The sequence below is a fragment of the Amycolatopsis sp. WAC 04169 genome, from assembly GCF_003947535.1.
In the GTDB taxonomy this organism is placed as follows: domain Bacteria; phylum Actinomycetota; class Actinomycetes; order Mycobacteriales; family Pseudonocardiaceae; genus Amycolatopsis; species Amycolatopsis keratiniphila.
The window spans coordinates 208,160-232,610 of the sequence record NZ_QHJI01000010.1; the positions used below are offsets into that span (position 1 = coordinate 208,160).

22 protein-coding genes are annotated in these 24,451 nt (G+C 69.0%); 6 read left to right on the forward strand and 16 right to left on the reverse strand.

What is annotated here, in order from left to right:
- Position 1: 1 nt before the first annotated feature.
- The 4 genes from DMC61_RS28405 to DMC61_RS28420 form a co-directional block, all read right to left on the reverse strand.
- Positions 2–2,212, reverse strand: a complete 2,211-nt coding sequence (locus tag DMC61_RS28405; protein WP_125692761.1) for a cation-translocating P-type ATPase — start codon at positions 2,210–2,212, stop codon at positions 2–4.
- 149 nt (positions 2,213–2,361) lie between these two features.
- The gene (locus DMC61_RS28410; RefSeq protein WP_125692763.1) at positions 2,362–3,483 is read right to left on the reverse strand and encodes a DUF6801 domain-containing protein; all 1,122 of its coding nucleotides are present in this window, start codon (positions 3,481–3,483) and stop codon (positions 2,362–2,364) included.
- 63 nt (positions 3,484–3,546) lie between these two features.
- Positions 3,547–4,779 carry a DUF6801 domain-containing protein gene (locus tag DMC61_RS28415; RefSeq protein ID WP_125692765.1) on the reverse strand — a complete coding sequence of 411 codons (1,233 nt, stop codon included), beginning with the start codon at positions 4,777–4,779 and terminating at the stop codon, positions 3,547–3,549.
- A gap of 249 nt (positions 4,780–5,028) precedes the next feature.
- Positions 5,029–5,259 carry a hypothetical protein gene (locus tag DMC61_RS28420; RefSeq protein WP_125692766.1) on the reverse strand — a complete coding sequence of 77 codons (231 nt, stop codon included), beginning with the start codon at positions 5,257–5,259 and terminating at the stop codon, positions 5,029–5,031.
- A gap of 7 nt (positions 5,260–5,266) precedes the next feature.
- Between DMC61_RS28420 and DMC61_RS28425 the strand changes: the two genes are divergently transcribed.
- Together DMC61_RS28425 and DMC61_RS28430 are read left to right on the forward strand one after the other, a co-directional pair.
- A complete protein-coding gene (locus DMC61_RS28425) occupies positions 5,267–5,839 on the forward strand; it encodes a hypothetical protein (protein ID WP_125692768.1) in 573 nt (190 codons plus the stop codon).
- Between the two features lie 36 nt (positions 5,840–5,875).
- On the forward strand, positions 5,876–7,093 hold the full coding sequence (locus DMC61_RS28430) for a lipase family protein (protein ID WP_125692770.1): 1,218 nt from the start codon (positions 5,876–5,878) through the stop codon (positions 7,091–7,093).
- A gap of 246 nt (positions 7,094–7,339) precedes the next feature.
- On the opposite strand, the gene DMC61_RS28435 is transcribed toward DMC61_RS28430, so the two are convergent.
- The gene (locus DMC61_RS28435) at positions 7,340–8,536 is read right to left on the reverse strand and encodes a CdaR family transcriptional regulator (RefSeq protein WP_125692772.1); all 1,197 of its coding nucleotides are present in this window, start codon (positions 8,534–8,536) and stop codon (positions 7,340–7,342) included.
- Positions 8,537–8,850: 314 nt separating this feature from the next.
- Between DMC61_RS28435 and DMC61_RS28440 the strand changes: the two genes are divergently transcribed.
- The 4 genes from DMC61_RS28440 (at position 8,851) to DMC61_RS28455 (ending at position 14,196) form a co-directional block, all read left to right on the forward strand.
- Positions 8,851–10,062, forward strand: coding sequence for a CdaR family transcriptional regulator (locus DMC61_RS28440; RefSeq protein WP_125692774.1), 1,212 nt, complete (start codon positions 8,851–8,853; stop codon positions 10,060–10,062).
- A 341-nt stretch (positions 10,063–10,403) separates the two neighbouring features.
- Positions 10,404–11,393, forward strand: coding sequence for an alpha/beta fold hydrolase (locus tag DMC61_RS28445; protein WP_125692776.1), 990 nt, complete (start codon positions 10,404–10,406; stop codon positions 11,391–11,393).
- 339 nt (positions 11,394–11,732) lie between these two features.
- A complete protein-coding gene (locus DMC61_RS28450; RefSeq protein ID WP_016335166.1) occupies positions 11,733–12,923 on the forward strand; it encodes a helix-turn-helix domain-containing protein in 1,191 nt (396 codons plus the stop codon).
- A gap of 37 nt (positions 12,924–12,960) precedes the next feature.
- The gene (locus DMC61_RS28455) at positions 12,961–14,196 is read left to right on the forward strand and encodes a CdaR family transcriptional regulator (protein WP_125692778.1); all 1,236 of its coding nucleotides are present in this window, start codon (positions 12,961–12,963) and stop codon (positions 14,194–14,196) included.
- A gap of 139 nt (positions 14,197–14,335) precedes the next feature.
- Here DMC61_RS28455 and DMC61_RS28460 read toward each other — a convergent pair whose 3' ends face one another.
- The 11 genes from DMC61_RS28460 to DMC61_RS28510 are packed head-to-tail and all read right to left on the reverse strand — an operon-like array spanning position 14,336 to position 24,221.
- Complete coding sequence (locus DMC61_RS28460) at positions 14,336–14,956, reverse strand: hypothetical protein (protein ID WP_125692780.1); 621 nt, start codon at positions 14,954–14,956, stop codon at positions 14,336–14,338.
- An 11-nt stretch (positions 14,957–14,967) separates the two neighbouring features.
- Positions 14,968–15,471 carry a hypothetical protein gene (locus DMC61_RS28465; RefSeq protein WP_125692782.1) on the reverse strand — a complete coding sequence of 168 codons (504 nt, stop codon included), beginning with the start codon at positions 15,469–15,471 and terminating at the stop codon, positions 14,968–14,970.
- A 5-nt stretch (positions 15,472–15,476) separates the two neighbouring features.
- Positions 15,477–16,577 carry an MCE family protein gene (locus DMC61_RS28470; protein WP_125692784.1) on the reverse strand — a complete coding sequence of 367 codons (1,101 nt, stop codon included), beginning with the start codon at positions 16,575–16,577 and terminating at the stop codon, positions 15,477–15,479.
- Positions 16,577–17,554: an MCE family protein gene (locus DMC61_RS28475; RefSeq protein WP_125692786.1), complete on the reverse strand. Its 978-nt coding sequence runs from the start codon at positions 17,552–17,554 to the stop codon at positions 16,577–16,579. Before DMC61_RS28475 ends, DMC61_RS28470 begins: the two co-directional genes overlap by 1 nt.
- Positions 17,551–18,555 carry an MCE family protein gene (locus DMC61_RS28480; RefSeq protein ID WP_125692788.1) on the reverse strand — a complete coding sequence of 335 codons (1,005 nt, stop codon included), beginning with the start codon at positions 18,553–18,555 and terminating at the stop codon, positions 17,551–17,553. Before DMC61_RS28480 ends, DMC61_RS28475 begins: the two co-directional genes overlap by 4 nt.
- A complete protein-coding gene (locus tag DMC61_RS28485) occupies positions 18,555–19,565 on the reverse strand; it encodes an MCE family protein (RefSeq protein WP_199750127.1) in 1,011 nt (336 codons plus the stop codon). Before DMC61_RS28485 ends, DMC61_RS28480 begins: the two co-directional genes overlap by 1 nt.
- A complete protein-coding gene (locus tag DMC61_RS28490) occupies positions 19,562–20,575 on the reverse strand; it encodes an MCE family protein (RefSeq protein WP_125692790.1) in 1,014 nt (337 codons plus the stop codon). The genes DMC61_RS28485 and DMC61_RS28490 overlap by 4 nt, the downstream gene beginning before the upstream one ends.
- Complete coding sequence (locus DMC61_RS28495) at positions 20,572–21,795, reverse strand: MCE family protein (protein WP_125692792.1); 1,224 nt, start codon at positions 21,793–21,795, stop codon at positions 20,572–20,574. The genes DMC61_RS28490 and DMC61_RS28495 overlap by 4 nt, the downstream gene beginning before the upstream one ends.
- Positions 21,792–22,631, reverse strand: a complete 840-nt coding sequence (locus DMC61_RS28500; protein WP_007033208.1) for an ABC transporter permease — start codon at positions 22,629–22,631, stop codon at positions 21,792–21,794. Before DMC61_RS28500 ends, DMC61_RS28495 begins: the two co-directional genes overlap by 4 nt.
- 4 nt (positions 22,632–22,635) lie before the next feature.
- Positions 22,636–23,439: an ABC transporter permease gene (locus tag DMC61_RS28505; RefSeq protein ID WP_016335176.1), complete on the reverse strand. Its 804-nt coding sequence runs from the start codon at positions 23,437–23,439 to the stop codon at positions 22,636–22,638.
- Between the two features lie 2 nt (positions 23,440–23,441).
- Complete coding sequence (locus DMC61_RS28510) at positions 23,442–24,221, reverse strand: hypothetical protein (protein WP_125692794.1); 780 nt, start codon at positions 24,219–24,221, stop codon at positions 23,442–23,444.
- Positions 24,222–24,451: the final 230 nt, after the last annotated feature.

Sequence of the window (24,451 nt, forward strand, 5' to 3'; positions counted from 1 at the left end):
GTCACGCGGCGCGTCGGAAGTCCTTGAGCCGGAGGCTGTTGGACACGACGAGCACCGAGGACAGCGACATCGCCGCCCCGGCGATCAGCGGGTTCAGCAGGCCCAGCGCGGCCAGCGGGATCGCGGCGACGTTGTAGCCGAACGCCCAGGCCAGGTTCCCCCGGATGATCCGCAGCGTGCGGTCGGCGAGCCGGATGGCGTCGGGGACCACGCGCAGGTCTTCGCGGACCAGCACCATGTCGGCGGAGCGGACCGCGATGTCGCTGCCCCGCGCCATCGCCATGCCGAGATCCGCGGTGGCCAGCGCCGGACCGTCGTTGATCCCGTCGCCGACCATCGCGACCCGCGCTCCCCCGGCCCGCAGTTCCTCGATGACCGCGGCCTTCTCCGCAGGAAGCACCCCGGCGCGTACGTCGGAGACGCCGATCTCCTCCGCGACCACACGAGCGGCGGCTTCGTTGTCGCCGGTCAGGAGCACGGTCCGCAGGCCGAGCGCGTGCAGGGCCTCGACGGCGGCCGGTGCCGACGGCTTCACGGCGTCCCGGACCTCCAGGTGCCCGGCGACCCGGCCGTCCACCGCGACGAGGATCGCCGTCGCGCCGTCCGCCACCGTGAAGTCGCCGGGGATCCCCCGATCGGCGAACAACCGCGCGTTGCCGACGAGGACGTCACGCCCCTCGACCTCGCCCTGCGCGCCGAGCCCGGGCAGCGCGGTGAAGCGTTCGACCGGGGGCAGGTCCGGCAGCTCGGCCCGCGCCGCGGTCACCACGGCCGCCGCGATGGCGTGCTCCGAACCGGCCTCCAAGGCCCCGGCGAACCGCAGCAGCTCGCCGGTGGTGAACCCGTCGGCGGGGCGGCACGCGGTGACGGTCATCTTCCCGGTGGTGACGGTGCCGGTCTTGTCCAGCACGACGGTGTCCACCGTGCGGCTCGCCTCGAGCGCGTCCGGGCCCTTGATGAGGATGCCGAGCTGGGCGCCGCGGCCGACCCCGGCCATCAGCGCGGTCGGCGTCGCGAGCCCGAGCGCGCACGGGCAGGCGATGATGAGGACGGCGACGGCCGCGGCGAACCCTTCGCGCGCGGGTGCCCCGCCGAGCAGCCAGACCGCGAGCGTCAGCGCGGCCACGCCGAGCACGGCGGGGACGAACACCGCGCAGATCCGGTCGACCAGACGCTGCACCGCGGCCTTGCGGGCCTGCGCGCGTTCCGCGAGCGCGGTCATCTGGGCCAGCTGGGTATGCGTGCCGACCGCGGTCGCGCGGACGACGAGCCTGCCGTCCCGGTTCACCGAAGCACCGATGACCCGGTCGCCGGTGGTGACCTCCGCGGGCACCGGCTCACCGGTCACCGCGCTGACATCCACAGTGGACAGTCCGTTGTGGACGACGCCGTCGGCGGCGATGGACTCCCCCGGCTTGACCACGAACAGGTCGCCGACGGCCAGTTCGCCGATCGGGACCATCCGCTCGGCTCCGTCCCGCAGCACCCGGACGTCCTTGGCGGCCAAGGCGTCCAGCGCGGCGAGAAGCCCGGCGGCGCTGCGCCGGGACCGGCTCTCGAAGTACCGCCCGGCCAGCAGGAAGGTGGTCACCCCGGCGGCGACGTCGAGATAGATGGCGTCGGCACCGGCCGCCGTCGGGCCGAAGCCGATCCAGTAGCCGGGTTCGGTGCCGCCGGCGAAGGCGGACCACGCCGACCACGCGAACGACGAAAGCACGCCCAGCGAGACCAGGGTGTCCATACTGGACGACCGGTGGCGGAGGTTCCGCAGCGTGGCGCGATGGAACGGCAGCGCGGACCAGAAGACGACGGGCACGGCCAGCACGAGGCACAGCAGTTCCCAGCCGGGGAATCGCAGCCGCGGCACCAGGGCGAGCGTGATCGAGAGGTTCCCCAGCGGGATCGCCAGCAGCGCGGCGACGACCAGCCGCCGGCGGAGATCCCGGACCCGCGCGAAACCGGTGTCCGGATCCTCGTCGCCGCGGATCTCCGCCGTGTAGCCGGATTTGCGGACCCGCTCGATGAGCACGTCGTCGGCCAGCGTTCCGGGGACCTGCACGGTGGCGCGTTCGGTCGCGTAGTTCACCGACGCGCGCACCCCGTCGAGCTTGTTCAGCGTGCGTTCCACCCGCGCGGAACAAGCGGCGCAGGTCATCCCCGACACGGTCAGCTCCACCGTGCGGACGGTGGCCTCCGGCGCGGAAATCGTCATTTCGTAGCACTCCCAGGTTTCACCGATGGTTCCTCGGTGGTGGAACAGGTGTCCCTGGTGGTGTCGCGACGCAGATTACCGGCGGCGGGAACCGGACCCGCCGCCGGGCCGACTACTACGGTGGTGGTGCAACAGGTGTCCCCGAGGTATCAGGCCTGGCGTGGGGTCAGTGCGAGTTCGAAGGTGTTGCCGTCTCCCTGGAAGAGGGTGCTCACGTACGAGGTGAACGCGCCGCAGCCGGTCAGCGGCGCGAGCGAGTAGGTGCCGGCGAGCGCGCCGCCTTTCGCCATGGTGAAGCCCTCACCGGTACGCAGTTCCGCCGTCGACGGCGCCGAAGTCCGGCAGGACGGCCCGGTGCTGACCGGCATGCCGACGAGGGTCACGAGCGGAAGCACGGTGGTGAACCGGGGCCGCGCGACGAAACCGGTCCCGGCGAGGTCGCCTCCCTGCGGTCCGTCGGCGACGAACTCCAGATCGGCCGAGCCCGGCAGGAAGCCGAACAGCCGGAAGTCGGCATGCGCCTTGTCGAACACCGGGCCGCCGCTGAACACGGTGGCCGCGGTGGGGCTCAGGTCGAAGGTGCCGGTGAGCGGCGCCGCTGCGCCCAGCGCTTTGACGCCGGTCTTCCCGGCGACCGCGTACCGGTGTCCCGCGGGTTTCTCACCGAGTTCGAAGGAGAGCAGGATCGGGTCCTGGCCGGGGTCGAGCGCGCAGTCCGAGGTGAACGAGCCGAGCCCGGTGAAGGAACCGTCGGCCTTCTTCGGGGTGAGACGGGTGGTGAAATCGCCGACGGTCAGCGTCGTCTTGCCCGGTTTCGCCAGCGTGATGGTGGGCACCGAGCCGGTCGCCACCGTGGCGAACGTACCGGACGGCGGGAGATCGGTCTTCGCGACATTGAGCGGGATGCGCACGGGAAGCGGGTTCGCGTCGCCGTTGACCAGTGTCACGCCCGCCGCGGCGGTGCCTTCGATGGTGGTGGCGCCGACGAGGTTCAGCCCGCGGGCCGCCTTGTCCGGCACGGTCACCGTGATGGTCAGCCCGGAGGTGGTGAGCGTGCCGCCGGGCGCCGTCGGTACTTCGAAGTCGGCCTTGATGTCCACATCGAGCTTCTGCAACCCGATCAGCGGGAACGGGCAGGTGAACGACAGCTTCTTGTCGACCGGCGTACCGGCCGCCGCGCTGCGGACGGCGACGAACAGCAGGCAGCCGGCGGTGATCAGCACGACGAGGCCCGCCGCGAGCAGCATCCGGACGTTGGCACGAAGGGGCATGGTCGCCTTCCCGAAAACGGCACCGGCCCCCGTCGCGGGAGGCGACGGGGACCGGCTGCTGACTTACTTCTTGGTGAGGTTCAGGTCCAGCGTGTTGCCGTCGCTCTTGGCGAACGCGCTGACCCAGTCGTTCAGCTGACCGCAGTTCTGCAGGGCGGACAGCGAGTAGGTGCCGGTGAGCTTCCCGCCCTTGAGCAGGTCGAAGTCCGGACCCGTGGTCATCTCGCTGGTGGACGGGCTGACCGTGCCGCACTTCGGGTCGGTGCTGATGGGGATCCCGAAGATCTGCACGCTCGGCAGGAACACGTTGAACTTGATGTGCGCCTTGAACCCGGTGCCGACGAGCTCACCGGTCTGCTTGCCGACCTGTTCGACCTTGATCTCCGAACGCCCGTCGATGAACCCGAACAGCTTGAACTGGGTGGACGACGGGTCGAGCTTCAGGTCACCGGTGAACGTCTTCGAGGCGAGGTCCACGTCCGCGTCGAAGCCACCGTTGATCGCGGCCGTGCTGCCGAGCGACTTCAGCGCGGTCTGTCCCTTGATGCCGAACGCGTACTTGATTCCGCCGCCACCGGGGGTGGAGGTGGGCGGAGTCGTCGGCGTGGTCGGCGTCGTGGGGGTGGTGGGCGTGGTCGGGGTGGTGGGCGTGGTCGGGGTGGTCGTGCCGCCACCACCTTCACCGATCTTGATCGTGGCCAGGGTGTTGTTCTGGCCGGGATCCTGCGTGCACGGCGCGTCGATCGTGCCGTCCGGCGTGATGCCGGTGACCGAACCGTCGGCCTTGCGCGGGGTGACCTTCAGCTGAATGTCACCCACGGTGATCTTCGCCTCGCCGGGCTGGTTGAAGGTCAGCGAAGGTGTCTTGCCCGCCGCGTTGACCGTCATCTCGCCCGAGGTGGGGATGTTCTGCTTGGCGATGTCGTTCGGGACCTTCACCGGGAGGTTGAGTCCCGGCGCCGCCACGGTCGCCGCCGCGATGGCCTGGCCTTCCAGCGTGGTCGCACCGATCAGGTTGAGCCCGCTGACCGTGTCCGCGTTGATCGTGGAGACGGCCTTGATGTCGAACGTGCCGGTCGGCTGACCGGTCTTGACCGACAGCGGGAGATCGGTGTTGATGACCACCTTGAGCGACTGCGACCCCACGAGCGGCAGGTTGCAGTGGTAGTTGAGCGGGAGCGAGATCGGATCGGCGACACTGGACTGTGCCCCGACCACGAGTACCGCGGTGGCAAGCCCCACGGCACCGGCAGCGGCGGCGGCGACCGCCTTCTTGGTTCCTCTACGGTGACTCACGATCGTCCTTCCGTGGTATCAACGATGATACGAAACGGCGTACAATTCCCCAGAGCAATGAATATCGGCCCGGGAGAATTCTCCGGGTAGCGACGATGTCTGACGGATCGCAACCGAACAGTAAACTAACGACGCGTACGCACCGCTATCAAGTGCTTCCCCGGAAAAGTTGACGCGCCACCGGTAAATTGTCACGCTGGCACGGTGCGACGGAGGTGTTCCTAGTAGCGGCACATGGGTTTCCCCAGTTCAGAGCCGGATCAAGCCGCTCGCGGAACCGCTGACGAGGGTGACAATCGCGCCCGGGAAAACTATCTCGCGCATGCCAATCCGCCTTTTCCGGCCGCCGCCCGCCTTGCCTGCCGGATTCTTTCGTGAGTAACCTCGCGGTTCAGCAAGCCGGTCACCGCCGACCATCGCGGAATCCCGCTCGTCGCGCCGGGGCAGGCCCTCTTTCGCCGAATTCGACGGGGAAACCATGAAAAGAATGCGCCGCACGGCAGCGCGAATCGCGTTCGCCGCCGTCTCCGTGACCGCCGCGTCGGTCCTGCTGACCGCCTGCGGGCCGGACGACCCCGCCGACGCGGGCAGGCACGCCGACCCGGCCGCGCTCGCGTGGGTGGACAAGGTGTGCTCGGGCGTCGCGACGGGCTCGGCGAAGCTGTCCCAGCCGCCCGCGTTCGATCCCGGCAACCCGCAGGCGACGAAGACCGCCATGGTGAGCTTCCTGAACTCGCTGTCCGCCGCGCTCGACGACATGGCGGGCGGGATCCGCAACGCCGGCGTGCCGCCGGTCCCGGATGGACAGTCCGCCGTGGACAAGGCCACCACCACACTCGGCGAGACCAAGTCGAAGGTGTCCGCCACCTTGACCCGGATGCAGGACGCGAAGGTCACCGACCAGGCGAGTCTGCAGAAGGTCGTCGCGGACGCGGACAGCACGATGAGCGGGCTGAGCGAGCCGGAAGGCCCGATCAAGCACCTGCGCACCAACCCTGAACTGGATCTCGCCTTCACCGAGTCCACGACCTGCCGCCAGGTCTACGGCGGCAACGCCTGACCCCCCGACCAGCCACCCTGCCCTGGAGGCCCGGCCGTGCCGACCCCGTTCCCCCGTCCGTCCCGCCGGGCGCTCGCCGTCGCGCTGGCGATCGTCCTGTCCGCCGGTCTCGTGACCGTGTTGACCGGAAGCCCGGCGAGCTCCGCCGTCCCGGCGGCGTCCGACGACTCGTTCTACACCCCGCCTTCCCCGCTTCCGGCGGGCAAACCGGGTGACATCATCCGCTCGCGTGTCTCGAAAGCCGGTCCGCGTAAGGATTCCGTCAACGCGTGGCAGGTCATGTACCTGTCGACGAACGCGCTCGGGCAGCCGGACGCGGTGACCGGGACCGTGCTGGTGCCGAAGAACGTGGACCCGGCGAAGGCGCCGATCGTCTCGTTCGCCGCCGGTACGCACGGTCCCGCGTTCACCTGCACGCCGTCGAAGATGATCGACATCGGCGCGTTCTACGAGCAGTCCGGTCTCGACGACGCGCTCGACGCCGGGTACGCCGTCGCCCTCACCGACTACGAGGGCTACCGCCAGGATCCGAAGACGACCTACGTGGTCGGGCGTTCGGAAGGCCCGGCGGTGATCGACGCCGTCCGCGCCGCGCAGCGTCTGCCGGAGGCGAAACTGTCGGCCGACGCCAAGGTGCTCTTCCGCGGGTACTCGCAGGGCGGCGGAGCGGCCGCCTGGGCCGGGGAGCTCCAGCCCGCCTACGCGCCGGAGCTGAACCTCGTCGGCGTCGCCGCCGGCGGCGTGCCCGCCGACCTCGTCCAGGTCACCCTGCAGCTCGACGGGAAGTTCGGTTTCGGTGTCTTCGCCTACGCCCTGATCGGCCTGGACAACGCCTACCCCGAACTGAAACTGGACTCGTTCCTCAGCGACAACGGCCGCGTGAAGCTCGCGGAGATGCAGAAGAACGCGTGCACGTTCGAGCTGCTCACCACCTATGCGAACAACAAGATCGCCGACTACACGACCAGCGCCGGGTACGTTCGTCCGGAATGGGTGAAACGCCTCAACGAGAACAAACTCGGCGGCACTCCCCCCAAGGTCCCGGTGTTCCTCTACCACGCCACCCAGGACCAGCTCGTGCAGTTCGCCCAGGCCGACGCGTTGCACAAGGCCTACTGCGCCGCCGGGGTCAAGACGACCTGGAAGACCTTCGAAACCGACCACATCACGGCGGTCTACACCGGGAACGCCGACGTGCTCGCCTTCCTCAAGGACCGGGTCGCGGGTGCTCCGGCGACGTCGAACTGCGCCTGATGCCCAGGTCGTGAGTGGCGATTGCGCGTGTGCGGCGGGACGGCGCACGTGATCAGACGGACGACACGCGTGACTGGACGGACGCCACACGCGCAGCCGGAGCCGGTCCCGTGTCGTCCGCCTGGACACGCGTGTCGTCCGTCTGGACACGCGTGTCGTCCGTCTGGACACGCGTGTCGTCCGTCTGATCACACGTGTCGTCCATCCGATCACGCGACCCAGCGTCCTTTGTGGACAAAAAGCGAGTCACACGTCGGCGGGCCGCAGCCGTTCCGCGCGCAACGCCAGCTCGATCCGCAGCCGCTGATCCGGATCGTCCAGCCGCTCGCCGAACAGCTCGGAAAGCCGCCGCAGTCGCGCTCGCACCGTCTGCGGGTGCACGGCGAGCTGCCGGGCGATCTCGGGCGCGCTCCCCCGCGTCTGCACCTGGGTGAGCAGGGTCGCGGACAGCTCGTCGTGCTGACGCGGCGCCAGCCCCGACAACGGTTCCAGCGCCTCGCCCGCCAGCCGGTCGAGCAGGAACTCGTCGGCGAGCAACAGCAGCGTGGTGATGTGCTCCTCGCACCAGAGCACCGGCCCGACCGTGGTGATCATGCCCCGCTGGGCGAGCTCGGACGCGCGGCGCGCGATCCGGTACGACTCGGCGGCCTGCGCGGTCGGGACGGACACCCCGACCGTCGCCGACCAGCCGGACGGCAGCTCCCGCAGACCGCTCAGGTCGGCTTCGGGGCAGGCCACCAGCGCACCGGGCAGGTCGGAGACGAGATCGACGGGAACCGCCGAGGGCAGCAGCCCGGCCGGGAACGGGGGCGCTCCGGGTGACGCGGTGAAGACGACCGCCGTGATCCGCTCCGGGATCCGCCAGCCGATGGCGACGGCGAGCGCGCCGGCGTCGGCCTGGCTGTACCCGGTGCCGCCGGCCAGCAGCCGGAACAACCGCGCCCGCTGCTCCGCGGGACCGGTCGCCTCCGCCTGCGCGGCGTTGTAGCCGTCCGCCAGCGCCATCGTCACCTCGACGACGTCGCCGAAGAGGCACTCGGCCGCGCCATAAAGGACGTCGCCGGGGAGCTGGAGCTGACGGCCGATCGAAGCGATCGAACGCCACAGCACCCGGCTAGAGACCCTGAACGCCGCCTGCGCGGCTTCCCGGCTGAGTCCTTGATGGAACGCGATCCGCCCCTGCGCGCGGAAATCGACCAGGAGGTCGTTCTGCAGCAGTTCGGGGACGCCGACCCGGTCGATGGCGCGTTCGATACTGCGCCGGGTCAGCTCGACGGCCGCCGCGCGGGCCTCGCCGTCGCTGAACACCTCGGCGCATTCACCGACCTCGGACATCACGCCTTCGACGCAGTGCCGGGCGATCGCCGGGATCCGCGGGCGGACGGCGTCGCCGAGTTCCCTCGGCAGGCGTGCCCAGAGGGCGCCGACGGGCTGCCAGCTCACGTGTGCGATCCCCCGTTGAGAAGTTGGCCGACGATTACGGGCACCAATTCCCTTTCGTCCGCGCGCCACCGGCGCACTCGAATGCACGGAGCGTAGAACCGTCGACACATCCGTGTCAAAAGACGTCACACCGAAACGCCCGTCCGTTGTCACCTCGGTGAGCCCCGCGACTTTCCGTTGCAAATTCAACGTCACATTCGGGGTACAGGCCGTCCGCCGATCCAGTACAAACGGCCCCGCACCGTTCCCGTCGATCCGACGCGGTCATGCAAACGGATTCATGTTTTTCTCCCCGGTTCGAAGAAAATCAAAGGGTGGTCTTGGTGGTCGAGTACCGCGGTTTCGGCATGCTGGCGACGTTGCCGCGTTCGCTCGGCGAAGAACTGCGTCCGTATACCGGGCACGCCGCGGCCGCCATGGTCAAGCAGGTGCAGCGATCGGTCACCGCGTATTCGCAGCCGTTGCGCGGTGTCTTCGGCCGCGTCCTGGTCGTCTCGTGCGAGCGGGCGGTGCGGCATTACGTCGACTGCATCGGCGATCCGGACCTCCCCCACGACCGCTGGATCGACTTCTACCGCATGCGCGGGCGGATGGAGTTCGCCGAGGGCCGGAGCCTGGAACCGTTGCACGACAGCGTGACCGTCGGCGCGCGGGCGGCATGGCGGGCGATGCGGCCCATCGTGCGCGGGCTCGGCGTCGGTCTCGACGTCATCGCGCTCGCGGCGGAGTCCGTCTTCGTCTACGTCGACGAGCTGTGCGCCACGACGATCGAGGGATACCAGCAGGCGGAAGCCAGGGCCGCCGGCGCGATCCCGCTCCGGCGGCGACGCCTGCTGGAGCTGATCGCCCAGGCACCGGACGGCTCGGCGTGCAGTATCGCCAGCCTGGCCGACGGGGCGGGCTGGCGGGTTCCGAGCGCCGCCGCGATGGTCGCCCTCCAGCGTGCCGCGGGCGCTCCCGCCTTCCCGGAGCACCTCCTGGACGACACCGTGCTGGCCGACCTCGACAGCGCGGAGCCGTATCTGCTCACCGCGGACCCCGACACCGACCTCGCCCCACTGAAGGACGCGTTGGACGGCTGGCGGGTGGCCGTGTCCCCCGTCGTACCGCTCACCGACGCCCCGGCCGCCCTCCGCACCGCCCGCCGCGCGCTCCTGCTGACCGGCGAGGACGCGCCCGGCCCGATCATCTGGTGCCGGGACCACCTCGCCACGCTGTGGCTGCTCGCCGAAGACTTCCTCGGCGCCGAACTCGCCAAGCAGAGCCTCGACCCGTTCACCTCGCTGAGCGAGAAACAGCAGGAACGGCTCAGCGAAACCCTGTTGGCGTGGCTGGAAACCCGGGGCGGGGCACCGGAGATCGCACAACGGCTCGGCGTGCACCCGCAGACTGTGCGGAACCGTCTCCGTCAGCTGGAGGAGCTGTTCGGCGACCGCCTCAGGGACGCCGACGACCGGTTGAACATGCAGCTCGCCCTGCGCGCGCAGCGCCTCATGCGCGCTCACCGGCGCGACGAAGGGACCTGATGCGCCGCACTCGCCGTTCCGGTGGCCGCACGGTGGGGAGCACCCAGCGGAGGCCGCGGCGGGCGTGCTTCGCCCTCGGCTGGTCGACGTGGAAGTCCGCCCGGCAGGCCATTGCGTTTCTCCCCGTGGTGACGGGTGTTTACCGACGCTTTCCTGAATACCGGGACGGTGGGAAAATGTCGATGCGCAATAGCCCGTCGTCCCCGCTTTTGGCATCCGGCTCGGGGTCGGTACCGGCATTCTTGTCACGCGGGTCGCAATCGCCCGACGTGTCCCGCGACACGCTGACGAACCGGCCGTTCCACACGTTATTTTGACGCCTGACAACGGAAAGGCGGGACATGGCCCTCCAAGCGCGCACACTGACCCTGCACGGCCGGGAAATCCGGCTGCGGGAATACGTTCCGTCCACAAAGGACACCGCGGGCGAGCCGCTCGTGCTGCTGCACGGGATCTCGGGCAGCGGCGAGACCTGGGTCCCGTTGCTCGACCATTTCGAGCGGAGCAGGTTCGGGCGCCGCGTCCTCGTCCCGGACCTTCCCGGCCACGGCGATTCGGCCGCCCCGCGAGCCGACTACGGCCTCGGCGCGATGGCCAGCGTGGTGCGCGACGTCCTCGCGCTCACCGGGAACCGGCACGCCACCATCGTCGGGCACTCCCTCGGCGGCGGGATCGCGATGCAGTTCGCCTACCAGTTCCCCGAGATGTGCGCCCGCCTGGTGCTCGTGGGCAGCGCCGGACTCGGCCCGCAGGTGACCCCGGTACTGCGCGCGACGGCGCTGCCGGGGGCCAAGGTGACGCTGTCCCTCGCGGTCAACCCGGCCACCGTCGCGATCGCACGCGGACTCGCCGCGGCATGCCGGTCCCTCGGCGGGAAACTCTCCCCCGAGACCCGCGAGCTGACCCGTCACCTTGCGTCACTGGCGGACCCGGGCAGGCGGCGCGCCTTCCTGTTCATCGCCCGCAGCCTGATCGACCTCCGCGGCCAGCGCGCGAGCGCGATCGACAAGCTCTACCTCGCCAGGGAGGTGCCGACGCTCGTCGTCTGGGGCGCGCACGATCCGCTCATCCCGGTCGCGCACGGCCGGAAGACGGCGGAAGTGCTGCCGGACAGCCGATTGACCGTGTTCGAAAATGCGAAACACTTTCCACATGTGGCCGACCCGGCCCGGTTCGCCGGCGAGCTCGAAGGCTTCCTCGCCGCGACCGCGCCCGCCAGGCTGAGCCTGGACGAGGTCGTCGAGGTGCTCATCCGCGCCAGCGAGGCGGCGAAAGAGCCCGGAAACGTCCAGGAAAAGTTGTCATCCGGACGCCATCTCAAGCCTGCCTAAATGTCACTCGCCGCCGGTTCGGACCACCCGTTCGGGTGTAGTCCATCCAGGTGGCCGATCAAGCTCCCGCCAGCCGTTGACAGTCCTCTCGGCCGGATTTTATGTTGCGTGAGCCACAAAATCTGGATCGGCTTCACCGTTGAAGAGGCTGATTTTGTTGCCAGCAAGGATAAAAACATGACCGACTTGGATACCGGATTCTCGCGGCACGATCTGCGGACCGCACGACCCGACCCCGACGTGCGCCACCCCGCCACCCCGCACCGCCAGCCACCGGGTCCGGTCCAGCGACCGCGCGCCTTCACGCCGGCACCGAGAACCCCAGTGGAGAACCGACCTGTGCGCAGCACCGGTGCGAATGGACTGTGGGCGTCACTGCCCAGAGACCTGGGCGAGCGGTTCCGGCCGCGGGCCGACCCCTTGGCACGAGCCATCCTGCAGGAGGTGCAACGAGCCGTCCCCGAATACGCGCAGCCGTTGGAAGGCGCGTTCGGACAGATGATCACGCAGGGTATCCGGCAGGCGATCCTGCACTGCCTCGACACCGTCGGTCAGGGGACGGCGCCGCTCGACAAATGGTCGGCGGTGTTCCGCAACCTCGGAAAGGTCGAATTCAGCGAAGGCCGCAGTCTCGACTGTCTCCAGACGGCGTACCGCGTCGGCGGCCGTGTCGCGTGGCGGCACGTTTCGGAATTCGGGCAGGCGATCGGAGCGGACGCCGATCTCCTGTGCACCGCGGCCGAGGCGATTTTCGCTTACGTGGACGAGATTTCCGCACTGTCCATCGAGGGCTACACGGCCGCTCAAGAACGGGCCGCGGGCACCAGGGCGAGACGCAGGCGCCGGTTGCTCGAACTGATGCTCTCCGATCCCCCGTCCTCACCGCAGTCGATCGCGTCGCACGCGGCGAACGCGCAGTGGGCACTGCCCACCGAGGTCACGGTCGTCGCGCTGGAACGACGGCTCGGCCCACTGGACCCCGACAGCGCCGATCTGGACGCCGACGTCCTGGTCGACTTCGAAGGTCCGAAGCCCTGCCTGGTCACCGGCGACCCGGACAAGCACCTGAAGGACCTCGCCGAGCGGCTTCCCGGCTGGCGCGCGGTGATCGGCCCGGCCGTGCGGCTCACCGAAGCGCCGCGTTCCCTGCTGTGGGCCCGCCGCACGCTGCGGCTGGTCCAGCGCGGGGTCCTGCCGGACAATCCGGTCACGCGGTACAGCGACCACCTGTCCACCCTGTGGCTGCTCGCCGACGAGTTCCTGGTCCGTGAGCTGTGCACGCGCAGCCTCGCCCCGTTCGACGACCTCACGCCCAAACAGCGGGCGCGGCTCGGGGAGACGCTGCTGATCTGGCTCCAGTCCCGGGGCAGTGCTCCGGAGATCGCGAAGAAACTCAAGGTCCACCCGCAGACCGTCCGCTACCGCATGCACCAGCTCATCGATCTCTTCGGCGACCGGTTGAACAACGCCGACGACCGGCTCGACATGGAGATCGCCCTGCGTGCGGAGGCCCTGCTCGCCGACGACTGACCAGATCAGCGTTTCCCACTCACAACGAGGTGACGAGGTGACCCGACCGCAGGACGCCCGCAGCGGGGTCGAGGCGACGTACGGACCGCTGCTCACGCCCGCCCGGCCGGGTGGGTCGAGCGGGCGTCCGGTCCAGCTCTGGGCGCTGCTGCCGAGAGAACTGGCGACCGTGTTCCGGCCAGGGCTGGGCGATACGGCCGGGGAGGTGGTCCGGGAGATCCAGCGGACCATCCCCGAGTACGCGCGGCCACTGGACGGCGCGTTCGGGAAGGCGCTCAAGACCGGCGTGCAGATGGCGTTCGTGCAGTTCCTCGAGCGCCTCGGCAACCCCGAGGGGCCGTCGGAGGACCGGCGGAGCGTGTTCGTGAGCCTGGGTGTCCAGGAGTTCCATCAGGGCCGCAACGTCGACGTCCTCCAGGCGGCCTACCGCGTGGGTGCCAGGGTGACCTGGCGCCGGATGGCCGAAGTGGGGCGCCGTGCGGGGGTGCCTTCCGCGACGCTGTGCTTGCTCGCGGAAGCCATCTTCGCCTACATCGACGAGCTTTCGGCACTCTCGGTCGAGGGCCACGCGGAGGCACGGGAAAAGGCCGCCGGCGCACTGGAGCGCCGGCGGCACCGGCTGATGGAACTCCTGCTCGCCGAACCCCCGTCGCCGCCCGAGGTCGTCAAACACGCCGCCGACCTGGCCCGCTGGCAACTACCGGACCTGCTCGTCGCCGTCGCCCTCGACCAGCCGCCGGACGACGCCCCACCGGCCGCGCTCACCGACTTCGAGAGCACCTCACCCTGCCTGCTGCTGCCCGCTCCGGAACCGGACGAACGGGAGCGATTCGCGGAAGCTCTGGCGGTCAGGCGGGCCGCGATCGGCCCCGCGGTCCCGCCCGTCTTCGCGGCCCGTTCCCTGCGTGCCGCTCGCGAAGCCCTGCGGCTCGTCGACTCCGGCGCGCTCGTGGACGAGCCCGTGACGTGGTGTGTCGACCATCTTTCGCGCCTGTGGCTGCTCAAGGAACCCTTCCTGGCCGCCGAGCTCGTCCGGGAACGGCTCGGGCCGCTGGCCGGGCTGACCGGCAAGCAGCATTCACGGCTGGCGGGGACGCTTCTGGCGTGGCTGGAGACCTGCGGGAACGTGCGCGAGGTGGCGGAACGGCTCGCGGTGCATCCGCAGACGGTGCGTTCCCGCGCCCAGGAACTGGAGGCGCTGTTCGCGGACGGGCTGCGGGATCCTGAGCGGCGGTTCGAGATGATCCTTGCTTTGCGGGCTGCTCCTTCTTGACGGTTTCGCGCGTGAAGGCCCCCTTCCCTCTGCTGAGCCGAGGGAAGGGGGCCTTCACGCGCTGGCTCGTCGCGGGTGCCGCGGCTGACGTTGCGAAAGTGGCTTTCGCAACCCTCGGGCCAGACGCGGCTCCCCGACGTCAGGCGGCAGCCAAAGCGGTCACCCGCCACTTCCCCTCAGCCCGTTCCGCACTCACGCTCAGCTGAGCCGCCCCCGTACTCCGCTGCCCATCCCCCCGCACACCCGTCTGGTCGAGAAACACCAGCAGCGAAGCCCGGTCCCCATCGAGGACCTTGACACCCGAGACCACCGCGGTCGAGGTCACGACCAGCTTTTGCTCCGCCGCGAGCCCCCGCACCTGCGCGAACAGCTGGTCGTACTGTCCCAGCGCCGGCCCGGTGAGGACCGCCTTCGCGGCTTGCTCGCTCTTGGCGGGGTCGTCGTAGCGGTAGGAGAAGACGGTGCCGAGCGCCTTGCCGATCTGGTCGCTGACCTCGGCGGTGGTGGCGACGTCGGTCAGCGCGGTGTTGTGCGTCAGCGCCGCCGTCGCGTCCCTTGCCTCGATGGCGAACCACCCCGCGAGGCCCGCCATCACCAGCGCGATCGCGCCGAAAACCACCGCGCCCCGCCGCCGCACCGGAGCGACGACGACCGGGCCCTCCTCAGGCACCTCAAGCAAGGCGACCCGGGTGCTCCCGCCCATCTTCCCGGCCACCTTCACCGCGCGCCGTGCCGGTTTGTCGGCTCGTTTCGTGGTCATCGCGTCCTCCGTCAGGGCTTTCCGGTGTCGGTCACCGGCACCTGGCCGAGCGACGTGACGCGCCACCCGTCCGGTGTCCGGGTCAGGCCGGCGCGGAACCGGTTGTGCTTGGTCACGGCTTCCCCGCCTTCTGGCCGCACCTCGAGTTCGACCGAAGCGATCACCTCGGCCGCCCCGCCGCCACTATCCACTTCTGTCACCGCGGCGTCGACGACCCGGCCGGTGGTAACGGTCTTCGCCTGGCCGATCCGGCCGAGGCCGCCTTCCCGGTCGCGCGCCAGCTCTTCGTGCAGCGCGCCGCCGGACAGGTTCAGCCAGTTCTGGTAGCCCTGTTCCGCCTGCCGGTAGTCCAAAGTGGTCAGTGCGGCGACCGATTGCCTGCCCACCTGCAAGGCCTCGTCGCGGACCGTGGCCCGTGCGACGCCGTCGTCGTGCGCGGCGTCCCACCACGAGTAGCCGAACCAGGCCGCCGCCGCGGTGGCGACGGCTGCGAGGAATGCGGCGATCCGGGTCATGGCCTTCACCTCCTGGGCAAGTTCTGCGAGCCGCGCACGTTCGTCGGATTGCCCTTCGGCAGGGCACAGCGCGCCGCGGTGTTCAGCGGACGCGGCGAGGTGTCGAGTCCGTCGCGATAGCCGGTCCCGTAACCGGTGACGCACGGCGGCGGATCGAAGAACGTCAGCGAGAGGCCGACGTGCGCGCCGTCCGGCCCCATGATCGCGTGCCCGGCGGCGACCGCTTTCGGCGCGGTGACCAGTAGCTGCTCGATGCCGTCCTGCCGCGTTTCCAGTACGTCCGCGGTGGTCAGCAGGTTCGCCAGCAGGATGCCGAGGCTCGGCCCGGTCTCCCGCAGCAGCGTGCTGACCTCGTTCGCGGCCGCCGGGACGGCCGGGATCAGCCGTCGCAGATCGCCGTCGGAGCTCTTCAACGTCGCGGCGAGCAGTTTCGCGTTCGCGCCGAACGAGCGGATCGCGTCCGCCTGCGAGACCTGGGTGTCGAGCACGGTCTGCGCGTCGGTCACGAACCTGGTCAGCGGGCCGACATGCGCGCTCGCCGCCTGCACGAACTCGATCCCCCTGCCGACGAGCTGATCCAGCGCCGGGCCGGCGTCGGAAGTCGCGTTGTACAGCTCGTCGACCACGGTCCGCAGCGCCGGCTTCGGCACCGAGTTCGCGAAAGAGTCCACACTGGACAGGACGACGTCCACCGGCAGCGGGATCTTCGTGTCCGCCTCGGCGATCACCGAACCGTCCCGCAGCATGGCGCCGTTGTCGCGGCGCGGCCGAAGGTCGACATACTGCTCGCCGACGGCGGATCGGTTGGCGACGACGGCTTCGGTGTCCGCGGGCACCTCCGGGCCGCCCGGCTCGATTTCGAGGTCCACCTCCATCCCGGAGGCGGTCAGCCGCAGTTCCCCGACCCGGCCGATCGGCACGCCCCGGTAGGTGACCTCGGCGTTGCTGAAGATGCCGCCGCCGGTCGCGAGGCGCACCTTGACGGTGTACCCGCGATCGAGCACCAGTTTGTCCAGCCCCGCGTACGTCGCGCCGACGTACGCGACGCCGAGGACGGCGATGGTCACGAAGACCACCAGTTGCACGCGGACGAACTTGGTCAACATCAGCGGCCACCACTGTTCTTGAAGGTCAGGAACGTGTTCAGGTAATCACCGCGGATGGCCTCGAGCGCAGCGTCGGGGAACGGGAAGGTGAAGATCATCTCCATCGCCTTCGGCAGTTCGTCCCCGGACTCGGCCAGCTTCCGCAGCAACGGTTCGAGTGCCTTGAGGTCGGCGACGAGGTCGTCCTTGCTGCGATTCACCGTGTCGACCGCGACCGAAGTGAGCCCGTCCAACGACTTCAGCATCCCGACCAGTGCCTGACGCTGCTGGTTCAGCACCTCGATGCCGGGGGTGAGCCCGTTCAGGGTCGCCTTGATCTCTTCGGTGTTCGCGTTCAGTGTCCCCGCGAGTTTGTTGACGCTCTCGATGGCGCGGGTGATCTCCGCCTTGTGTTCGTCGAGCCCGCGCACGAAAACGTCCAAATTGGACAGAAGGCTGCGTGCCGCGCTCTCCTTGCCGCCGAGCGCGTCGTTGAGTTCACGGGTGATGTTCTGGACCTGCGCGACACCACCGCCGTTGAGCAGCAGGGAAAGCGCGCCGAAGACCTCCTCGATCTCCGGGGTCAGCGAAGAACTGGCCAACGGGATCACCGCGCCGTCGACCAGCCGTCCGCTCGGCGTCCCCTCCGGAGGCGGCGCGAGCTCGACGAACTTCTCGCCGAGGATGCTCGCCTGCCGCAGCCGCGCGACGGCGTTGGCCGGCAGGTTCACATCACCGTTGATGAGCAGGCCGACCACCGCGCTGCGGCCGTCCGGCGCCAGATCGACGGTCCGCACCTGGCCGACCGGGACGTCGTTGACCTTCACCCCGGACTGCGGCACGAGGTCAAGCACGTTGGTGAAACTCGCCGTGACGTGGATCGGGCGCTCTCCCAGCGCGGCACCTCCCGGCAGCGGGATGTCGTAGACGTCGACACCGTCGCTGCAGCCGGGGGCGGCCAGCACGAGGACGAGTACCGCGGCGATCCGGGTTTTCATTTCGCCCCCGAGAATTCGGTGAGGTTCCCTCGTCCGTCCAGCGTTCCCGCGCCCTGGTTGTACGCGCCGAGCACGTTCGCCAGCGCGTTCGGCGCGGCGTCGAGTGCTTCGCTCAGCGACGCCTTCTGCTGGGTGAGGAGCTTGGTGATCTCGGCGAGTTTGTCCACATCGGACTTGACCTTGCCCCGGTTGTCCTTGATGAAGCCCTGCACCACGCTGAGCGCCTCGGTGAGTTCGGTCATCGCGCCGGAGAACTGGTCCCGCTGATCGGCCAGGATCTTGCTGAGCGAGGAGATCTGCTGGATCGCCTGTTTCACCTTGCCGTCGTTCGCGGCGAGCATCGCGGTGAACTTGCTGATGTTGTCGATCGAGGTGAAGAGGTCGTCCTTGGAGTCGCTCGCCGTCCTGGCGAACTCGCCGAGGTTCTTGATCGCCTCGCCGAGTTTGCCGCCGTTGCCGTCGAGGTAGGTCGCGGCCTTGGTGAGGACGTCGCTGACCGCGCCGTCCCGGTTGGCGCCCTTCGGTCCCAGCGCGGTCATCAGCTGGTTGAGACTGCCCAGGAGTTCGTCGACCTCGACCGGGGTGACCGTGCGCTCGGGCGGGATCCGCGCGTCGCCGCCCAGCTCCGGTCCGCCGAGGTACACCGGGGTGAGCTGCACGTACCGGTCGGCGACCAGGCTCGGCGTGATCACGACGGCGCCGACGTCCGCGGGCAGCTTGACGTCGGGTCGCACCGTCATGGTCACCTCGACGTTCGTGCCGCGCGGTTCGACCTTGGTCACCGAGCCGATCGGGACTCCGAGCACTCGTACCTCGGTGTTCGGGTACACCCCGACGGTCGCGGTGAAGAACCCGGTCACGACGCGGTCGGCCTGCCGGGTCAGCAGCGGCCAGGCCGCCGTCACCAGCAGCCCCGCGACGACGGCGACCGCGAGCCGCCGCATCCAGGCCCGCCGCCGGGCGTGGGCGCCGAGATCCGTGAGTGTGAAGTGGCGTCCCATCAGCGTCCCCCTTGCCTCGAAGGCATGCAGCTGCCCGGCGTGCCGCCGGTCGGGACGAGCCCGCAGATGTAGGTGTCGATCCACCGGCCGTTGCCGACCGCGTTGCCGAGCAGCCGGTAGAAGGGGCCGGCGAGCCGCAGGCTTTCGTTGAGCTTGTCCTGGTTGCGCAGCAGCACGGTGGCGACGCGATCGAGCTGGTCGAGCGCGGGACCGAGCGTCTTCTGGTTGTCCGCCACCAGTCCCTTGAGCTGGATCGACAGGTTCTTCACCCCGCTGAACAGCTTCGCGATCGCGTCCTTGCGCGCGTTCAGCTCCGTGAGGAGCGTGTTGCCGTCGCGGATCAGTGCCTCGATCTGCTGCGAACGGTCACCGAGCGTCTTGGACACCTTGTTCGTGTTCTCGAACAGCTTCACGAGTTCCTGATCCCGGGAAGCGAGCGTCTTCGACAGCGCGGTGATGCCGTCGAAAGCTGTCCGGACCTCCTGCGGTGTGGAGGCACCGAGGGTTTCCGACAGCGTTCCGAACGCCTTCGCCAGCTGATCGGTGTCGATCGCGCCCACCGTGTTCGCAAGGTCGTTGAACACGGTGGTGACGTCGTACGGCGAGCTCGTGCGCTGCACCGGGATCGGCTCGTCCGGATCCAGTTCGGCGTTGCCGACCGGATCGAGGACCAGGTTCTTCTGCCCCAGCAGGGTTTTGATCTTGATCGACGCGGTGGTCCGGTTGCCGACCCAGGTGTCCTTGACCCGGAACAGGACCTTGACCTTGGCGCCGTCCAGCAGGACGTCGGAGACCTCGCCGACCTTCACCCCCGCGACCCGGACCTCGTCGTTGCGTTTGAGCCCGGCCGCTTCGGTGAACTCCGCCGCGTACGTGGTGCCGCCGCCGATCACCGGGAGATCGTCGGAGAAGAACACCGCCGAACCCGTGATGGTCATCAGCAGCGCCGTGATGGCGCCGACGACGATGGGATTGCGGCTGCGGAAGGGTTTGATCCTCGGCGCTTTCATCGGCACCGTCCCTGGGTCAGCGGGATACCGACCGGCGGACCGCCGGGGGCGGGCGGCGCGTCCGATTTCACCGAGCACAGGTAGAAGTTGAACCACGAACCGTACGAGACCATCGCGCCCATGCGGTCCAGCTTCTTGGGCAGGTTCGCCAGGAACTGCTCGAACACCGGGGTGTTGTCGGCGAGGTTCTTCGACAGGTCGCCGAGGGTGTTGATGCTGTCCTTCAACGGCGCGCGGCCGTCCTGGAGCAGATCCGCGGTGGCCGTGGTGAGTTCGCCGAGCCCGCCGATCGCCTGCCCGATCGGTTTCGCGTCACCGGCGAGCCCGGAGACCAGTTGCGCGGTGACGTCGACGAGCTTGTCGAACTGGTCGCCCTGCGAGTTGAGCGTGTCGAGCACCGTGTTGAGATTTCCGATCACCTGGCCGATCACCTGGTCCTTGCCCGCCAGGGTGTTCGTGAGCGACGCGGTGTGCTCGATGAGGCTGTCGATGGTGCTCCCCTCGCCCTGCAGCACCTGGACGATCTCGAACGACAACTGGTTGACGTCGCTCGGCGAAAGCGCCTGGAACAACGGTTTGAACCCGTTGAACAACGCCGTCAAATCCAGCGCCGGCTGGGTCCGCTCCGGTGGGATCAGCGCGCCCTCGTCCAGCGGCGGCGGCCCGTCCGGACCAGGGTCGATCGAGAGATACCGCTGGCCGACGAGATTGCGGTACCGGATGGTGACCGTGGCCCCGGCCGTGAGACGGCGCTTGTTCTCGACCGAGAACCGCACGTCCGCCAGCCGCCGTTCGACCACGCCGACCGAATCCACCTGGCCGATGCGGACACCGGACATCCGGACCTCGTCGCCGGGGTTGACCGACGTCGCGTCGGTGAACCTCGCGGTGTAGCCGACCGTCGTGCCGACCCCGGAGTTGGCGATGGTGATCGCCAGGATCCCGGTCGCCACCGCGGTGATCACGAAGAAGATCAGGCCTTTGATCGCCGGCCCCGCGACACCCCTCATCGGACGGTCACCTCCGTACCGCGCAACGCCGGGCCCACGAGCACGCTGCTCCAGTCCGGGACCTCGGCCGGCTTCATCCCGAGCGACGGCGCCAGGATCTCGGCGACCAGCCCCCGCTCCCCCTTCGAATTGGCCGGGCCGAGGTCCCCATCGGCGGCGAACGCGACCGCCGCCGAAGACCCGCCGCCGCCATAGCAGCGCGGCCCGCCCTTCTGGTCGAACCGCGGATCGTCCCGGCCCGGCACGTACTTGTCGCGCGGGTCGTGGACGGACAGCGTCACGTGCAGCCCGGGTTCGCCGGTGCCCTTGCCCAACGCCTTCTCCATCACCGGCTTGAGCCGGTTGACCGCGTCGAACAGGCAGGGGAACTCGGGTGCATACCGGGACAGCAGTTCCAGGGTCGGCCTGCTCTTCACGCTGACACCGATGATGTTGTCCTTGTTCTGCACCAAGAACTTGTTCAGGTCGCCGCTCGCGGTGGTGACGCTCGTGTACAGCTTGTCGAGGTCCGCACGAGTGTCCACAATGGTCTTCGCGGTCGTCGAGAGATCCGAGAGGGCCTTGAGGATGTCCGGCGCCGCCCCGGTGTACAGATCCGCCACGTCGGCGAGACCGCTGACGTCGGCCTTGAACTGCGGCATCAGCGGATTCACCTGGTTGAGGAGGTCGTTGAGCTGGACGATGCTGTCCCCCAAGGACTTCCCGCGGTTGTCGAGCGCGAGCGAAATCGCGCCCAGTGAGCTGTTCAGCTTCTGCGGCTGCACCGCCCGCAGCAGGGGCAGCAGGTCACCGAGGACGCGTTCGAGTTCGATCGCGTTGGCCGACCGGTCCTGCCCGATGACGTCGCCGTCCCGCAGCGATCCGCCGGCGGCCCGCTCCGGGAGCACGAGGTTGACGTATCGCTCGCCGAACACCGTCTTCGGCAGCAGCCGCGCCGAGACGTTGCGCGGCAGCTGATCGATCTTCGCCGGGTCGATGGCGAGGTCGATCTCCGCGCCCTCCGCCGTGCCCCGGACCGCCCTGACCTCGCCGAACGGCACACCCCGGACCTTGACCTCGGCGGGCGGGGCCAGCTGGTTGCCGACGCGGTCGGTCTTGAGTGTGACCAGTTCCGCGCGCTCGAAGTCCTTGTTGAAGATCGCGACGGCGAGCCAGCCCAGCAGCACCAGGATGACGAGGAAGATCACCCCCGCCGCCTGCGTTCGTGCCCGCGCGCTCATCCGGACACCTTCACCGTGGTGGTCGCGCCCCAGATCGCCAGGCTGAGAAAGAGATCGAGCACGCTGATCAGCACGATCGACGTCCGCACGGCGCGACCGACCGCCACGCCGACGCCGGCCGGGCCGCCCGCGGCGCGATAGCCGTAGAAACAGTGCGTGAGGATCACGCCGACGCTGAACACGAGCACCTTGCCGAACGACCACAACACGTCTTCAGGAGGTAAGAACAGGGAGAAGTAATGGTCGTAGGTTCCGCCGGACTGTCCGAAGAAGACCACCGTCGTCACCCGCGAGCCCAGGTACGAGATCAGCAGGCCGATCACGTAGAGCGGGATGATCGCGATGAACCCGGCCACGATCCGCGTGGTGACGAGGTAGGGCATGCTGCGCACGGCCATCACTTCGAGCGCGTCGATCTCTTCGGAGATCCGCATGGCGCCCAGTTGTGCGGTGAACCCGGCGCCGACCGTCGCGGACAACGCGAGCCCCGCCGAGAGCGGCGCGATCTCGCGGGTGTTGAAGTACGCGGTGAGGAAGCCGGTCATCGCGGAGATGTTGATCTGGTTCAGCGCGCTGAAACCCTGGAGCCCCACCGTGATCCCGGTGAACACGCACAGGCCGACCATCACGCCGACGGTGCCGCCGATCACCGCGAGCGCCCCGCTGCCGAAGGTCACTTCGGCGAGCAGGCGCACCACTTCGCGGAAGTAGCGGGTGACGGCCATCGGGATCGCCGCGAGCGCGCGGATGTAGAACAGCAACTGGTCGCCCAGCTCGAAAAGACTGTTCCCGGGGCGTTTGAACGCCTCGCGGGCCCGTTCGGGGACGCTGGTCACGGGATCAGGTTCCCTTCGCCGGGACGAGCTGCAGGTACAGCGCGGTCAGGATCGTGTTGACGAAGAACAGGAGCAGGAACGTGATCACCACCGACTGGTTGACGACGTCGCCGACCCCCTTGGGGCCACCTCTCGGGTTCAGCCCCCGGTAGGCCGCGACGACACCGGCGAGGAAACCGAAGATGAACGCCTTGATCGAGCTGACGACGAGGTCGGGCAGCTGGGCCAGCGCGTTGAAACTCGCGAGGTACGCCCCCGGGGTGCCGCCCTGCACGATGACGTTGAAGAAATAGCCGCCGAGCACACCGACGACGCTGACCAAACCGTTCAGCAGCACCGAAACGCCGATGGCCGCTTGGACGCGGGGCACGATCAGGCGGTGGATCGGCGAGACGCCGAGCACCTCCATCGCGTCGATCTCCTCGCGGATGGAGCGGGCGCCGAGGTCCGCGCAGATCGCCGACCCGCCCGCTCCCGCGATGATCAGCGTGGTCACGATCGGACTGGCCTGCTGCACCACCGCGAGGACGCTCGCGGCGCCGTTGAACTGCTGCGCGCCGATCTGGCTCGTGAGCGAACCCAGTTGCAGCGAGATGACCGCGCCGAACGGGATCGACACGAGGATCGCGGGCGTGATCGACACACTCGCGATGAACCAGAACTGCTGGATGAACTCGCGGACCTGCACCGGGCGGCGGAACATCCCGAGGACGACGTCGATCCCCATGGCGCACATGCGGCCGAATTCGCGCAGTCCCGCGGCGGCCTTCTCCGGCGCGCGGGCGAGCAGGGCGACTGGATTGGCCATCGTCAGGCTCCACATCCGTTGGGGGGCGGGCCATCGCCGACGCATCGCAGCCTGAGGTTGGTGACCAGGGTGTTGCCGGGACCGGACACCAGCCCGGTCAGCAACGGGCTCAGATCCTCACGCACCCCGCATCCGGCGAACGCCGGTGTGGCGAAAGTGCTCGTGACCTTCACCGGCGGCGCGGGGAACGCGAGCGGCACCAGGGCCTTGATGTTCACCGCGACCGATTGCGCGGTCCGGCAGTTCGGGCCGACGTCGAGGACCTTGCCGTCCACCTTGGCGTTCGAGAGCTTGATGAACACCTTGTTCGTGACGTCGGTGAGCGCGCAGATGTTGGTGCCGACCGCTTTGCAGTCGCCGTTGGCGCCGGTCTTCACGAGGACCGTGCCGGTGGCGTCGCCGTCCGGGATGAGTGCGACGTCGCCGGTGGCGGGCATGAACCGGAAGGACACGAAATAGCTCGACGTCGGCGGGATGGCGAGTTTGCCGGTGATCGGCACCTGCCCGGAGAAACCGAGGATCTTGCCGTCGAACCGGCCCTGCGGGAAGGTGATGTCCGAACCGAGTTTCGCGACGCGGCTGGTCGTGGGCTGTTGTTCGTCTCCGACGTAGAACCCGAACGTCAGCCCGGCTTGCGCGATGGCGGGTTCCTGCGCGACGGCTTCTCGTGCCTGCTGCGTCCGCGCGGGATCGGCGGAGGCGGAAGCCAAGGAAAGCGCCCCCAGCCCCAGCACCGCCGGGAGTAGGAAGGCGCGCAGAACGCGCCCGGTCAGCACTGACATTCGGGCTTCCTCATTTCGATAGTCCGGCCGAACGGCCAACTGGTGCAGCACGCTACTGACGGAATGCCGGAGGGACAAGTAATCGGGGAACGGCGGCTTCGCGTGGGGAAAAGATTGTAATGGGCGTAACTGTTTTGCCTTGGGTCTCGTGAGTGGTAATGACGGTTCTAACCGTCCTTGCCACTCACGAGGCTCTGGGCATTGCGGCAACGCCGAAAACCCCGCTACGT

Bases quoted from the DNA above. Each gene is read 5' to 3' on its own strand.
- DMC61_RS28405 (WP_125692761.1), bottom strand. From the start codon at position 2,212: ATGACGATTTCCGCGCCGGAGGCCACCGTCCGCACGGTGGAGCTGACC.
- DMC61_RS28410 (WP_125692763.1), bottom strand. From the start codon at position 3,483: ATGCCCCTTCGTGCCAACGTCCGGATGCTGCTCGCGGCGGGCCTCGTC.
- DMC61_RS28420 (WP_125692766.1), bottom strand. From the start codon at position 5,259: ATGGTTTCCCCGTCGAATTCGGCGAAAGAGGGCCTGCCCCGGCGCGAC.
- DMC61_RS28425 (WP_125692768.1), top strand. From the start codon at position 5,267: ATGCGCCGCACGGCAGCGCGAATCGCGTTCGCCGCCGTCTCCGTGACC.
- DMC61_RS28445 (WP_125692776.1), top strand. From the start codon at position 10,404: ATGGCCCTCCAAGCGCGCACACTGACCCTGCACGGCCGGGAAATCCGG.
- DMC61_RS28460 (WP_125692780.1), bottom strand. From the start codon at position 14,956: ATGACCACGAAACGAGCCGACAAACCGGCACGGCGCGCGGTGAAGGTG.
- DMC61_RS28465 (WP_125692782.1), bottom strand. From the start codon at position 15,471: ATGACCCGGATCGCCGCATTCCTCGCAGCCGTCGCCACCGCGGCGGCG.
- DMC61_RS28470 (WP_125692784.1), bottom strand. From the start codon at position 16,577: ATGTTGACCAAGTTCGTCCGCGTGCAACTGGTGGTCTTCGTGACCATC.
- DMC61_RS28475 (WP_125692786.1), bottom strand. From the start codon at position 17,554: ATGAAAACCCGGATCGCCGCGGTACTCGTCCTCGTGCTGGCCGCCCCC.
- DMC61_RS28480 (WP_125692788.1), bottom strand. From the start codon at position 18,555: ATGGGACGCCACTTCACACTCACGGATCTCGGCGCCCACGCCCGGCGG.
- DMC61_RS28485 (WP_199750127.1), bottom strand. From the start codon at position 19,565: ATGAAAGCGCCGAGGATCAAACCCTTCCGCAGCCGCAATCCCATCGTC.
- DMC61_RS28490 (WP_125692790.1), bottom strand. From the start codon at position 20,575: ATGAGGGGTGTCGCGGGGCCGGCGATCAAAGGCCTGATCTTCTTCGTG.
- DMC61_RS28495 (WP_125692792.1), bottom strand. From the start codon at position 21,795: ATGAGCGCGCGGGCACGAACGCAGGCGGCGGGGGTGATCTTCCTCGTC.
- DMC61_RS28505 (WP_016335176.1), bottom strand. From the start codon at position 23,439: ATGGCCAATCCAGTCGCCCTGCTCGCCCGCGCGCCGGAGAAGGCCGCC.
- DMC61_RS28510 (WP_125692794.1), bottom strand. From the start codon at position 24,221: ATGTCAGTGCTGACCGGGCGCGTTCTGCGCGCCTTCCTACTCCCGGCG.